The sequence below is a fragment of the Peribacillus sp. B2I2 genome, assembly GCF_041261685.1.
Taxonomy (GTDB): Bacteria; Bacillota; Bacilli; order Bacillales; family DSM-1321; genus Peribacillus.
Genome location: NZ_JBGCCB010000001.1, coordinates 2,966,728 through 2,980,162 on the forward strand (window position 1 = coordinate 2,966,728; position 13,435 = coordinate 2,980,162).

At 35.6% G+C, this 13,435-nt stretch carries 20 protein-coding genes; all 20 read right to left on the minus strand.

Annotated features, from left to right (window positions below):
- Window positions 1-37 precede the first annotated feature (37 nt).
- Window positions 38-967 (minus strand): ABC transporter permease, encoded by a 930-nt coding sequence (locus tag ABIE66_RS14645; RefSeq protein ID WP_289325245.1) that lies wholly within the window; start codon window positions 965-967, stop codon window positions 38-40.
- Window positions 967-1,896, minus strand: coding sequence for an ABC transporter permease (locus ABIE66_RS14650; protein WP_141994689.1), 930 nt, complete (start codon window positions 1,894-1,896; stop codon window positions 967-969). Before ABIE66_RS14650 ends, ABIE66_RS14645 begins: the two co-directional genes overlap by 1 nt.
- A gap of 133 nt (window positions 1,897-2,029) precedes the next feature.
- The gene (locus ABIE66_RS14655) at window positions 2,030-3,664 is read right to left on the minus strand and encodes a peptide ABC transporter substrate-binding protein (RefSeq protein ID WP_289325246.1); all 1,635 of its coding nucleotides are present in this window, start codon (window positions 3,662-3,664) and stop codon (window positions 2,030-2,032) included.
- A gap of 723 nt (window positions 3,665-4,387) precedes the next feature.
- Complete coding sequence (locus ABIE66_RS14660; RefSeq protein ID WP_289325247.1) at window positions 4,388-4,822, minus strand: DMT family transporter; 435 nt, start codon at window positions 4,820-4,822, stop codon at window positions 4,388-4,390.
- Between the two features lie 359 nt (window positions 4,823-5,181).
- Window positions 5,182-5,433, minus strand: a complete 252-nt coding sequence (locus tag ABIE66_RS14665; protein ID WP_370015234.1) for a hypothetical protein — start codon at window positions 5,431-5,433, stop codon at window positions 5,182-5,184.
- A gap of 218 nt (window positions 5,434-5,651) precedes the next feature.
- Window positions 5,652-5,816 (minus strand): YxiF family protein, encoded by a 165-nt coding sequence (locus tag ABIE66_RS14670; RefSeq protein WP_370015235.1) that lies wholly within the window; start codon window positions 5,814-5,816, stop codon window positions 5,652-5,654.
- Between the two features lie 265 nt (window positions 5,817-6,081).
- Window positions 6,082-6,618, minus strand: a complete 537-nt coding sequence (locus ABIE66_RS14675) for a hypothetical protein (RefSeq protein ID WP_370015236.1) — start codon at window positions 6,616-6,618, stop codon at window positions 6,082-6,084.
- 75 nt (window positions 6,619-6,693) lie between these two features.
- Window positions 6,694-7,281, minus strand: a complete 588-nt coding sequence (locus tag ABIE66_RS14680; RefSeq protein ID WP_370015237.1) for a hypothetical protein — start codon at window positions 7,279-7,281, stop codon at window positions 6,694-6,696.
- Between the two features lie 280 nt (window positions 7,282-7,561).
- The gene (locus tag ABIE66_RS14685; RefSeq protein WP_370015239.1) at window positions 7,562-7,936 is read right to left on the minus strand and encodes a DUF2750 domain-containing protein; all 375 of its coding nucleotides are present in this window, start codon (window positions 7,934-7,936) and stop codon (window positions 7,562-7,564) included.
- Window positions 7,933-8,055: a hypothetical protein gene (locus ABIE66_RS14690; protein ID WP_370015240.1), complete on the minus strand. Its 123-nt coding sequence runs from the start codon at window positions 8,053-8,055 to the stop codon at window positions 7,933-7,935. The genes ABIE66_RS14685 and ABIE66_RS14690 overlap by 4 nt, the downstream gene beginning before the upstream one ends.
- A 160-nt stretch (window positions 8,056-8,215) precedes the next feature.
- On the minus strand, window positions 8,216-8,710 hold the full coding sequence (locus ABIE66_RS14695) for an Imm26 family immunity protein (protein ID WP_370015241.1): 495 nt from the start codon (window positions 8,708-8,710) through the stop codon (window positions 8,216-8,218).
- Complete coding sequence (locus tag ABIE66_RS14700; RefSeq protein WP_370017050.1) at window positions 8,643-9,206, minus strand: polymorphic toxin-type HINT domain-containing protein; 564 nt, start codon at window positions 9,204-9,206, stop codon at window positions 8,643-8,645. The genes ABIE66_RS14695 and ABIE66_RS14700 overlap by 68 nt, the downstream gene beginning before the upstream one ends.
- 203 nt (window positions 9,207-9,409) lie before the next feature.
- Window positions 9,410-9,859, minus strand: a complete 450-nt coding sequence (locus tag ABIE66_RS14705; RefSeq protein WP_370015242.1) for a hypothetical protein — start codon at window positions 9,857-9,859, stop codon at window positions 9,410-9,412.
- A 13-nt stretch (window positions 9,860-9,872) separates the two neighbouring features.
- Complete coding sequence (locus ABIE66_RS14710; protein ID WP_370015244.1) at window positions 9,873-9,998, minus strand: hypothetical protein; 126 nt, start codon at window positions 9,996-9,998, stop codon at window positions 9,873-9,875.
- Between the two features lie 705 nt (window positions 9,999-10,703).
- Entirely contained in the window at window positions 10,704-10,829 is a 126-nt protein-coding gene (locus tag ABIE66_RS14715; RefSeq protein ID WP_370015245.1) for a hypothetical protein, read from the minus strand.
- 96 nt (window positions 10,830-10,925) lie between these two features.
- Complete coding sequence (locus tag ABIE66_RS14720; RefSeq protein WP_370015246.1) at window positions 10,926-11,375, minus strand: hypothetical protein; 450 nt, start codon at window positions 11,373-11,375, stop codon at window positions 10,926-10,928.
- Window positions 11,376-11,386: 11 nt separating this feature from the next.
- Entirely contained in the window at window positions 11,387-12,166 is a 780-nt protein-coding gene (locus ABIE66_RS14725) for an RHS repeat-associated core domain-containing protein (RefSeq protein ID WP_370015247.1), read from the minus strand.
- 184 nt (window positions 12,167-12,350) lie between these two features.
- On the minus strand, window positions 12,351-12,557 hold the full coding sequence (locus ABIE66_RS14730; RefSeq protein WP_370015248.1) for a DNA-binding protein: 207 nt from the start codon (window positions 12,555-12,557) through the stop codon (window positions 12,351-12,353).
- Between the two features lie 62 nt (window positions 12,558-12,619).
- Window positions 12,620-12,901 carry a polymorphic toxin-type HINT domain-containing protein gene (locus tag ABIE66_RS14735; protein WP_370017051.1) on the minus strand — a complete coding sequence of 94 codons (282 nt, stop codon included), beginning with the start codon at window positions 12,899-12,901 and terminating at the stop codon, window positions 12,620-12,622.
- A gap of 190 nt (window positions 12,902-13,091) precedes the next feature.
- A complete protein-coding gene (locus ABIE66_RS14740) occupies window positions 13,092-13,424 on the minus strand; it encodes a DUF7668 domain-containing protein (protein ID WP_370015249.1) in 333 nt (110 codons plus the stop codon).
- Window positions 13,425-13,435: the final 11 nt, after the last annotated feature.

Genomic DNA, 13,435 nt, shown 5'->3' on the forward strand with positions numbered 1-13,435 from the left:
TATTCTAGTAATATCAAATCTTTATGTTAGGACTCATTTATTTCCGTAGTTTTGGATCTAGGGCATCCTGCAGTCCGTCACCAGCAACATTGAACGCGAACATGGTTAAGGAAATCAATATTGCCGGGATTAATAGTTGATAGAAATTCCCTACCAAAATGCTTCCCAGGGCATCACTTGTCAATGTTCCCCAACTTGCCTGAGGTGCTGGCACTCCCAATCCCAAAAAGCTTAGAGTAGCTTCGGCAAAAATAGCAGTGGGTACAGTCAACGTTAAATTAACAAGGATCGGTCCCATTGTATTCGGAATCATGTGTTTTCTTAAAGTCCAGCTCGTATTGGCTCCAGAGATGGTTGCTGCATGGATATATTCATTCTCTTTTAGTTGTAAAACCTGTCCCCTTACCAGTCGCGCCATTGGAATCCAGCCTGTAATTGACATCGCAATGATGATCGGCAAAATACCAGGTTTTAATACGACCATCATTAAGATAACCATCAATAGGTATGGAATCGCATAAATCACTTCAGCAAACCGCATCATGATATTATCCGTGCGTCCACCACGAATGGCTGAAATCCCGCCATAAAGGACACCAATCAAAAAGTCAATCAGCGCAGCCATCAATCCAATGAACAAGGATATCCTTGCACCATACCAAGCTCGCGTGAATAGATCCCTACCTGCTGAATCCGTTCCAAACCAGTGCTCGCTATTTGGGCTAAGATTCTTTTTCTCGAAATCTTGTCCATAATAAGTATATCCGTTAATATATGGCCCAAAAATCGCCAGCAAGACCAAGAGGATAATAAGAACAAATCCAGTCATCGCCAGTTTATTTTCTTTAAAGCGACGCCAGACGTCAGACCAATATGAAACTGTTGGTCTGGCAATTCTTTCTGCTTCCTTAAAGTTCCCTTCAGCGGGTTGGAACATATCTTCGGTTAAATGCACTTTATCTGCCATTATTTCTTCTCCCCCGTCACTTTAATTCTCGGATCAATTAACGTATAGGCTATATCAACGATGAATATCAATAGGATAAGCACCGCACTATACACAATTGTGGAACCAAGAATGACCGGGTAGTCTCGGTTGGATATTCCCTTTACGAACATATCTCCCATGCCCGGTATTCCAAAAATACGTTCAATGATGAAGCTTCCTGTCACGATATTAGCAGTCAGGATACCCAGAATCGTGATAATCGGCAATAACGCATTCCGAATGGCATGTTTGATAATGACACCGCTCCGTTTCAATCCTTTGGCCTTTGCTGTCAAAATGTAATCCTGTCCCATTACTTCAAGCATGCTTGTCCGCATCAATCTCGCGATGAAAGCAAGAGGCATCATTGACAGGGCAATGGATGGTAAAATGGTATGCTGCCATGTCGCCCATGTAGCAACAGGGAATATATTCCATTTTATTGCAAAATAATTGATTAAAATAGTCGCCAAGATAAAGTTCGGGACAGAGATCCCTACGATGGCAATGACCATTGATAAATAGTCGGGCCATTTATTTCTTTTCAGTGATGCCACGACACCCAAAATGAGCCCAAAGAAGATGGCAATCACCAATGCTTGTGCCCCTAAGTGCAAGGACACTGGAAAACCCTTCAAAATGTAATCATTCACGGAAATGGAAGAGGATTTTAATGAAGGACCAAAATCAAATTGAACGACTTCCAATAAATAATTCCCATATTGGGTCAATAACGGCTTGTCCAATCCATAGTGGACTTGAAGGTTTTCATAAACAGCAGGAGGCATAGCTCCTTCTTTAGCAAATGGATTTCCCGGAATCGTATGCATTATGATGAACGTTAATGTAATAACTGCCCATAAAGTAATAATCGCCCATTTAAAACGATTTAATGTATATCTCAACATGGTAATCACCCCAATCATCGATTTTCTAAGGAGTTGAAAACGGAAATGAATTCATGAAATATTCAAATTCGCAATTGAAAAATGGGGTATGTCCTAAATCGGACATACCTCCCATTTCACTTTTATCCTTCTATTATTTTTTATCCGCGTAAATAAAGTTCGGATAAGCATTAATCGGAGCAAAAACTCCAGTAACATTCGATTTAACCATATATGGTTTTGTATAGAAGTAAACCGGAAGGATCGGCATTTCTTCGATCAGAACTTCCTCTGCTTTATGTAAAGCAGCCATGCGTTCTTTTGGATCCATTGTAGATTTTGCCTCTTTTAATAAACCATCATATTCTTTGTTCGACCAATTTGCATCATTATAGGCACCGTCTGTTTCCCAAAGCATGAAAGTCATTGGGTCAACATAGTCACCAACCCATCCTGCACGGGAAATTTCAAAGTCGCCAGCTTTTTCACGATCAAGCTTAACTTGGAATTCTGCATTTTCAAGTGTCACTTCAACACCCAGGTTATCGCGCCACATTCCTTGAACGGCTTCAGCAATTTTCTTATGAGTATCTAAAGTATTATACAAAATTGAAAAATCAGGTAATTCTTTCATGCCTTCTTCAGCAAGACCTTCTTTTAACAATTTCTTGGCTTCAGCAACGTTTTCCTCAAATAGGTTACCTGTATTTTCCTGGAAATCTCCAGTTGCATCAGGAATGCCCGGCGGGATTACTCCAAAGGCAGGTTTTTGACCACCTTGAGCAACATTTTCAGTAATTTTTTTACGTTCGATAGCCATTGAAAGCGCTTTCCTTACCTTTGCATTATTGAAAGGCTTTACTTCCGTATTAAAGTTGTAATAGTAAACAGCAAGTTCTGCGCCGTTTTTGAATTCTTTGTCGCCAGAATTAACCAATTGTCCTTGTACATCCACTGGCAGCGGATAAGCGATATCCAATTCGCCACTCTGATACATTTGCCATGCTGTATTTTCATCTTCAATCAGAGCAAAGTTAACTGCATCCAATTTAATTTTGTCTTTATCGTAGTAATTTTCATTCTTTTCGATTTTCAGGCTTTCTTTATGTTTCCACTCGGTTAATTTGAATGGACCGTTCGATACGTGTGTTTTTGCATCCAAAGCCCATTTTGGATTTTCTTCCTGTACCTTTTTATTGATTGGATAGAAAGTATAGAAGGAAGTCAAGTCAAGGAAATACGGTGTAGGCTGTTCCAAAGTAACGACTAATGTATGTTCGTCTGTCGCTTTAACCCCTACGTCCTCTTCCTTCCCTTTCTTACTGTTGTAAGCTTCCCCGCCTTTAAGATAATAAAGTTGGTAAGCATAGTCAGCAGCCGTTTCCGGTTTCAAAGCATATTTCCAAGCATATTCGAAGTCATTGGCTGTAAGCGGATCTCCATTTGACCATTTCAAACCATCTTTCAATTTGAATGTCCATGTTAATCCATCTTCACTGATTTCCCACGATTCTGCAGAACCAGGCACGATTTTGCCTTCTTCTGTTTTCTTAGTCAATCCCTCAAACGTATGTTCAAGGATCCATGATTCATGAGTACCTTGAGCATTGGCAGGGTGAAGCGAACCAGGTTCACTTGAGTTGTTTACGTTTAATACTTTTGATTTGGCTGAGTCACCCGAGCCTCCTTCTTTTTCATTCGAAGTTTCCTTCGAACCGCCGTTACATGCCGCAAGAATAAGCATGATGGCCATAAGAAGAGCAAGCACTGAAAATTTAGACTTTTTCAAAAAATATTCCCCCTCATCTTTAGTCTTTCTTAGAATAATCACATTTAAGAGATTATCCTTCTAACACCTATTAATCTTTCGTATAGTACAAATAATGTCAGCGAGGAAAGTTAGAAGCATTCATTGCAGGAATTCACCAAAAAACAACTAGCGAACCGTTTGCATAAATCTGTATTTCTACCTATAAAAGCAATTAATGCAGTTTACTAGTTAAAAATCACCCTCTTTTCAACCTCGCTAAGGATACTATACCTCGAATTAAAGATGTTGAATTTTAAGTATATTACGAATAAATCAAAAAATCAATAAACTGATGAGTACTTTTTCACAAGATAGTAATTAATTGCTAATCAATTCGATCTAGATAATAGGTAAATAGAATCGAGCAACCTAATTATTGTAAAATGACTTTCGGCATCTATCTTTTTTCCACATTGTTTAATACCAGTATTCATATATGTTCGCTTGTCTTACCATTGTTATTTTTTTCTAAATATTCTAATAATTTAAGTCAGTTAGGTTGCTAAGCCCACTTTCCTAGCAAACCATTTTCAAACAAATGATACATTTTAGTAGAATAATACATTACCTGAAAAAAATACTGGGTTTTAATTTTTTAAATCCCAAATAATGGGGAATAACTATAGGGGAATAGAAATATTATATCAGTTTCTCAACTATATTCACGCTTCAGCCACCACGAAAAAAGAACCTAACTCTAACTCATTTATGATTAAATAAATATAATGACACGAAAAGTAAGCATATGCCTGCCACCTTTTTCGCATCCAAAGGGATGCGTACCCCTCCAAATAAACCGAAATGGTCAATGACAGCCCCAATCAGTATCTGACCTGCGATAACCCCAACCAATGCAGGGGCCACTCCAATCTGCGGGACAACCAATATAATAACAATGACATAAATGGCCCCTAGAAGTCCGCCTATCAATTGCCATTTAGGTACAGTCGAAATTGCAGAAATATTTCCGTTTCCAGCAAACAAAACAATAAATAATAAAGCGAGTGTCCCGATTCCAAACGAAATGAAAGAAGCCTCAATGACCCCCACTTTTTTCCCTAATCCACCATTGATTTGTCCTTGTATGGCAATGGTGATGCCGCCTAGGACCGCAAGCAACGGAAATAGTATCTTCACAATGATTTTGCTCCTTTTTATGTCCACCCGGACTGATTAAATGAATTCGCATTCCATTTTAACATGAAAAATATGTATATTGTCCATTACTGATATAAAATCATCTGTAAGGGAGAGATAATCTACAAATAAAAAACTGGCACTTGGGCCAGCTGCAATCTTCTATATTAAACTAAAATCTATTTGATCCCTGAACACCTTGTTATTATTGAGGTATTATGACCATTAAGAATCGCTCGGGTTGTTAAAAATAGAGGAAAAGTCAGGAAAATAGCTTTCCGTTGTAATCATTATTTCCAATACGCTCCTCCAAAAATACGTTATTTTATTTAATTTATTCAAGATGGTATTTCTCGATATTAACCGTTATTCCACTTGTCATCGCCCATTATCCTATCAATAATATGGTTTTCATCCCATCCTGCAGCTAATTCTAAGTTTCTACATTTTTCTTCAGTAGATGGTGAAAACTCTCCTTTGTAATAGATAGAATAGGTCCCAGCTATGGTGTCATACACATTCATCTCTGGTGGCCATGCTTCCTCATCAGATGGAAATTCTCGATAATCAACAAGTGGCCATTTTCCTGATTTAAGTATATCTTGATACACTCCTACAATAAAATCAAATTCTTCTTTTTTCGGAAGGTCCTCAATTGTGCTACCAACTTCTTTATAAATACCAATACATCCATCCTTATAAAGTTTACCAAATGTTTACCAAATGCATACTTTTTGTCTGGTAGAGGAATAGCATACACATTACCAATTTTTACGCGTTTCTTTTTAATTTTCAATTTATTTAAACTCCCATTTAACAAAACTTTTTATTAATTTGTTGTCATGCCCCAAATAAACAGTTCGTATTGATACTCGGTTCTTTCAATACAGATCCCAAATTTAAATTCATCATCAACAAGAATGAAATCACCATTACCTGTTGTAAATTTAGTAAAAACCAATATATCTGTTAGTTTACTAATCACATCATCCAAATTCACTTAAATTGCTTCTAATTCTTCTCCTGTATCAAATAACATTCTTCCTATTGTTTCTAAAATACATTTGGGAAGAATATCTTTCAATATTGAATTGAGCACCTAATATTTTCTTGTTCAATTACACATACAAGAAATCTTAGTAGCAATATATCTTACGGGTCCCCTTATTAAGCAATCAATAAAAAAAGCTCATAGGCAAAATGATAATTAATTTTGTCAACAAGCTCTAAACTTTATTTCTATATTAGTATTTATTTTATTAGTTTAACGTTACATCATACTCTTTTGGTTGATAAATACTTATAGTAATAAATCGTACTTTTTTTTCTAATGAACGTGCCTCTTCACCAAACCATGCACCATTAATCCGTTTAAACTTTTTTTTAATTATTTTGGTAATTTCTTTTTGAAGATCTTTACTTCTACTGGAATCTGAAATTGACGCTAGCCTTCCTTGAATTAAATATTTATCTTCGTAAATTCCACCTGGCCAAAAAACTGTCGTATCAGGATTTTCTAATTGATCAATAGCGTATTTCATCGTACCATTTCTTTGCAATACATCTCGTACTGTAAGTTCTTCTCTTTTCGATAACACAAGATAGCTTTTTGATATCGTCTCACCAGATGTATTAATACCCAATCCAGGAATTGAATCGATAGAATAGTAAATTAAACTATTATTTTCTTCAAATAACCCTGTTTCTACATACCTTAGGCTCATATTTTTTTCGGCTTCATAAAATATAGATAATATATCTCCTTTAGTTCCAAAGAAATACAGATCTTTAGACATTTTAACACCTCATTTGCTATTTCTTCTTTTTTGGAATTGCTAAAAATTTATTACCTCTACCTTCTGTTTTTTGTTTTATTTTATTAGCTGCTTTTCGCTCTCGTTTGTCATTTGTCCATTTTTCCTCATATCAACGGTGTTAATCCTTAATGTTTTCCCACCTTTCTTGGCGGTAATATCTACCCAATTGCTTCCCTTTCTTTGTCTATTAGGTCCTGGGAGGTACTCTTCTTTAGCTCTTCCTCCACCATTTGTCACTCGCCAGCCGCGTGATTCTAAAATATCTCCAATTCCTCTATTTTGGTCCCTCGTTGCATCGTTCCCTAATCTTCCTCCTTTTTTATTTGAGGAAAAAAACTTTAAATCGAGTTTTAGTGGTTTTGGCTTACTTTTCTGCTTTCTTTCCTTTTTTAGTGGGGCTGCTTTAAATTTCTTTACCTTCTTCGCTTTCTTTCCGTACTTGACTGCACTGATTGCGCCTTTGGCGGCCCATTTGGCTTGACCGGCACCTGGAATGAAGTTGCTTGCGACCGATACGGTTGCTCCGGCTTTTTGATACCACTTTGATTTCGGATTTTTTATTTTTTTAATATCATTGCCTATATAGGCATTATACCCTTTTTCGAGTATTTCTTCGTTGCTTTCCAGCCTTTTTGCAGCCATTTTGGCGCATGGCCATCCGGGTCGATGTTATTGACAGGATCGGCATCCGCATTAGATAGCGATTTAGGGAAGTTGGATCTTCTTCAGGAACCTAGCCTAATATGAAGTTTGTGTGCTTAAGCACGGAGGTTTTTTCGCTCGCTTCCTTCAGCTATCGCGTCGACAAGGGCACCCTTGTATTAACCTATTGCTACTTCTGCCTCCACAGTTCTAGCCTGCACCTATGCTTGGCGCACAAAAAGAAACCTTGAAAGGTTGTTTCAAATTAAGGTTTTTAAAATTAATATTTCTTTAACTCTTCTTCTAAATCTAAAATTAATATATCAATTTCTAATACTGCAGAATCTACATTGTTCCAAAATATTGAAGGATTAATATCATCTTCCTTCAACCCTGGTAACCAATCCTGAATAAATTCATCAAGTTCTATCTTTTCAGCTTGATAATTCTCCCAATCACCAACTGCACATAAATTTGCAAATTCTTTTTTCGGCCAAAAGGGCATTAAAGAATTTCCATCATCATCTTTTGAGATTGCCCACCCGTCATTGAACAATCCCCATACCTCCTCAAAGTCAGCTACTTTCTTTATAAAGTACTCATACCTTTTTGGAGCAGGGAGATTTTTAACTACTTCAACCTCTTTGTGATTCAATTAAAATCACCTCCGTTATTATTTCTCTTCTCGTTGCAGTCATGCTCATCTTGACAATTTCTTGCATGAAGACACATTTCTTCATAAAATTGGTCATTTTCATATGCTGCATCTTTCATGTCAACTGCCTTCTTGTTAAATCAATATCTTACAGAAACCAATTACGTAATAAAATAGGGGAAACGTCAGGAAAATAGCTTACCGTTGTAGAGTACTTCCCTGCCCCTTCTCCAAACGTAAAATATTTGTTTTATTTATTCAAGATAGTAGTTTTCGATATTAATCGCAATTCCACTTGTCATCGCCCATGATTCTATCAATAATATGTTCTTCCTCCCATACTGCAGCTTGTTCTAAATCTCTACATTTTTTTTCAGTAGATGGTGAAATTTCTCCTTTGTAATAGATCGAATAGGTCCCAGCAATGGTGTCATAAACACTCATTTCTGGTGGCCATGCTTCCTCTTCAGATGGAAATTCTCGATAATCAACAAGTGGCCATTTTCCTGATTTTAGTAGATCTTGATACACTCCTACAATAAAATCAAATTCTTCTTTTTTTGGAAGTTCTTCCATTGTGTTACCTATTTCTTTATATATGCCAATACAGGCATCCTTATAGACTTTTCCAAATGCATACTTTTTGTCTGGTAGAGGAATAGCATAAACATTACCCATTTTTACTCGTTTCTTTTTAACTTTCAATTTATCTAAACTCCCTTTTTGCAGCTTTAATATATTTTTTCCGCTTTTTATTATGATCAGATATTCCATTAATTTTATTTCCCGATGTTCCTCCTTTTGATTGAGCGCCACCATATTTTTCAATAAGTAACTGTTCTCGTCCACGTATTGCACCTTTATTCTTAGATGATTTATCAAGTCTTGCTTTTCCAAACCCCGCTTTATTCCTGTGATGGTTTCTATCTCTGTTTGCTATATTTTGAAAAGGGGTTCCTGTTCCACTTGTTCTACCAGTATAGACCTCCCCTGTTTTTTTATTTTTCTTAGTGTAGGTTTGATATGTGATATAACAACTATTATGCGTCCAAATCCCTATATCAGAGACATAATAGGAGTGATAATCCTGCACCTTGAAGTTATAGACGGTTTCTTGCTTTTGGACGATTTCGATTGTGTCAATTCGGATGGTGTTGCCATCATTCGTCTCTACCAAATCTCCAGCTACAAGGTTTTTGGCTTCTACCCAGCCTTCGTCAACGATCCAAAATGGGTGTTCATCGGTCGTTTCGATGAGTTGGCGATTAATTCATATGTTTACAATCTTTACAGAAAAACCTTGATAGCCAGTTGGATTATCAAGGTTTTTCTGTATTTTTTAAATTTCATATATTTATACAAAGAACAGTTCTACATTCAAATAATTTTATTAAAGCTACCAAGTATCTGTAACTATATGGTAACTTAATGATTATGAGGAGTGAATGGTAATATCATTTATCAAACAGTACTTTAATTGATATTCATGATAAAAATATTCCCTTCATTTTCAAATATTGATGCCTTGAATAGTCCTTCAATTATATTTGTTGATGTAGAATTGACAGTAACGATGTTATTTTCTTCTTCCTGTTCATCAACATAGTCAATTAAGAAAATACTTAGATTACTGATAGATTTATCCTGAACTATTCTATTAAGTTCTAAACTGAATGATTCGATTTCTCTAGGTACTTTATTGAAATTTTTCCATTCATCAAACTCGCCTAAGAATTCTTGATCATAAATACTAAATACGTTTTCTTTGAAATAGTGATTTATATACAAATATTTATCTTGGTCCTCTGGATTAAGGAGGATTGCCTGTATGTGTTCATTTTCTTCCAAAAATGATACTTTGCAAAATGTTTCATCAGCATCAAATGTAATAAATTGGATACAATCGTATATCACAAAAGACATATAGTCCACTCCTTCATTTACGATATTTTTTATTTTTCAAATACTGATAGAGCTGTTTAACATCCCTTTTTCCTGGTTTGGTAACACCACCATCTTTTGTTTTTCTACCTTGTCCACCATAGATTTCTCCATTTTTCACAACATTTCTTATAGGTTGATGAACATGTGGAGCAATTCCACCATGAGAATCTGCTCCAAACCGTTTAAATTGACCATTAGCATTCTTTTTACTAGTATTAAACTTTTTTGATTTAGTGTATAATCTTAACTCTTTGTCTTTAGAAACATTCGCTGTAACATAACCATCAAACGTTCTTTCACCAGTTTTTGGTTTATATCCTCTTCCAGCTAATCCTTTGTTAGTTGAAACGCTTTTTGGTTTCCCTTTATCTTTTCTTTCCTTTTTTAATGGGGCTGCTTTAAATTTCTTTACCTTCTTCGCTTTCTTTCCATACTTGACTGCACTGATCGCGCCTTTGGCGGCCCATTTGGCTTGACCGGCACCTGGAATGAAGTTGCTTGCGACCGATACGGTTGCTCCGGCTTTTTGATACCACTTTGATTTCGGATTTTTGATGGTTTTGATATCATTGCCTATATAGGCATTATACCCTTTTTTCGAGTATTTCTTCGTTGCTTTCCAGCCTTTTTGCAGCCATTTTGGTGCATGGCCATCTGGGTCGATGTTATTGACCGGATCGGCATCCGCATATAGATAGCGATTAAGGGAAGTTGGGTCTTCTTCCGTGCCTATTCATCAGGAACGATAAAGCGACCGTAAATGAGCTTATAAAAACCTTGAAAGGCATCTAACCTATCAAGGTTTCATCCATTACTATTTAATTCACAATATGTCTATCCAATCCATGTCTTGGTCTATATGTTCTGGTCTCAATTGTAAATCGACTCCAGAAACAACTTGAAGGAGTTCCCAAACAGTTTCATCTGAGATATTTGATCGATCTTGCATGACATATTCTGACTCCCAATCCGCACCTTCTTATTAATCTCACCCTAAGTGGGTGTCCCATTCCCTTGTGTTTTCCATTACCATTAATGAAGTTCATTAATTAATATTAATGATAAAAATATTCCCTTCTTTTTCAAATAATGATGCCTTGAAAAGTCCTTCAATTATATTTGTTGAAGTAGTATTGACAGTAACGATGTTATTTTCTTCTTCCTGTTCATTAACATAGTAAATTAAAATAATACTTACATTACTTATAGATTTATTCTGTACTATTCTTTTTATTTCAAAACAAAAAGATTGAATTTCTATTGGAGATTTATTGAATTCTTTCCACTCATCAAAATCGCCAATAAATTCTTGATCATATATACTAAATACGTTTTCTTTGAAATAATTATTTATATACAAATATTTTTCTTTAACCTCTGGTTTAAGGAGGATCGCCTGTATATGTTCATTTTCTTCCAAAAATAATGCTTTGCTAAATGTTTCATCAGCATCAAATGTAATGAATTGGATACAATCATATATTACAAAAGACATATAGCCCACCCCTATTTACGATATTTTTTATTTTTCAGATACTGATACAGCTGTTTTACATCCCTTTTACCAGGCTTGGTAACACCACCATTTCTTGTTTTTGCACCTTGGCCCCCATAAATTTCTCCATTTTTTGCAACGTTTCTTGTAGGTTGGTGTACATGTGGAGAAAGGCCACCATGAGAACCTGATCCAAACCGTTTAAATTGTCCATCTGCATTCATTTTACTAGTGTTGAACTTTTTTGATTTAGTAAATAATTTAGTTTCATTGTTTTTAGAAACATTCTTAGCTACATAACCATCAAACGTTCTTTCTCCAGCTTTAGGTTTATATCCTCTTCCAGCTAATCCTTTGTTAGTTGAAACGCTTTTTGGTTTCCCTTTATCTTTTCTTTCCTTTTTTAATGGGGCTGCTTTGAATTTCTTTACCTTCTTCGCTTTCTTGCCGTACTTGACTACACTGACTGCGCCTTTGGCGGCCCATTTGGCTTGACCGGCACCTGGAATGAAGTTGCTTGCGACCGATACCGTTGCTCCGGCTTTTTGATACCACTTTGATTTCGGATTTTTTATTTTTTTAATATCATTGCCTATATAGGCATTATACCCTTTTTTCGAGTACTTCTTCGTTGCTTTCCAGCCTTTTTGCAGCCATTTTGGCGCATGGCCATCCGGGTCGATGTTATTGACTGGATCGGCATCCGCATATAGATAGCGATTTAAAGAAGTAGGATCTTCTTCCGTGCCTTCGTATTCATCAGGGACAATAAAGCGCACGTAAGTTGGCATACATTAAATAGGGCATACGTTTTTAAAAATGAGCTTGTATGTTCTTAATAAATCGCAAAAAACATCATTCAGAGATTACATGTATTGCTTATCATCTTGGTATAATAGTTTCTTATTCTTATTCTGCACTTCACCCGTTAAAAAACCTTGAAAGGCATATAGCCTATCAAGGTTTCATCCAGTACTACCTAATTGAAAATTTTTCTATCCAATCCTTAATGTCTTGCTCTACATGTAAATATTCATCTGGACTATCTTGTAAATCGACTCCAGAAACAATTTGAAGGAGTTCCCAATCAGTTTCATCTGAGATATTTGGTTTACCTTGCATTACATATTCTGACGCCCAAGCCGCAACTTCTTCTCTTGATAGTTTTCCTTGTAAAATCAATGAGGAGCTAATCCTTGGCTTACTCTCTGTCGATTAGTCCTTCCACGATTATCTTTTTTACCTCATTCTATATCGTTTCTTTGATAAACTGTTTTACCGTTTACTTTCTTACGCTTAAATTCACAAGAATTATGAGTCCAAACTCCAAGGTTAGATACATAATACGAATGATAATCTTTAATTTTAAAATTATTAACATTGACATGTTTAGGAACTTTAATTTCATCAATCGTCTGGGTAGTCCCCTCACCTGTTTCTAGAAGATCTCCTTTAACAAGATCTTTCGCCTTACTTACTCTTCTCCCACAATCTAGAATGGATATGCTTAAATGTAAACTAAAAATAGCCGATTCCCTAAATTTTTAAAGGAATCGACCTTTTTGTGGAAGATCATTAATTCAATCATAGTGAAGAAAAACACCCAATTAATTGATAACAGAAGGATCTATCAGCACTAGTCTGATCGCTGTCCCTTTCACAAGTTAATATTTAATAACTTATTTGAATTATAATTAATTTAAATTTAAATAGAAATTAAAGTACATGGATATTTTCAATAATGATTTTTCGCTCACTTTCATTAAGCCTGATAGATGCACTTAGAGTTAAATCAGACTTTTCGTTATCAACCCATAATTCATATTCAATTGCAAATTCAGGTTCTGATTCAATTTTTATGATATTTATATTATTATAGTCTTCTTCAGGAGGCGTTGTAATATTACCACCATATTCTTCCACTAAATATTTTAATTCCTCTGCATTATATTCTCCACTTTCTCCACTTTTTTCAATTGTTGAGTATTCTTTATTTACTAAGCTCTCTACTAAAGTCTTTAAAAGAAAAATAATTTTCTTTTTATCCATTGTAATTACCT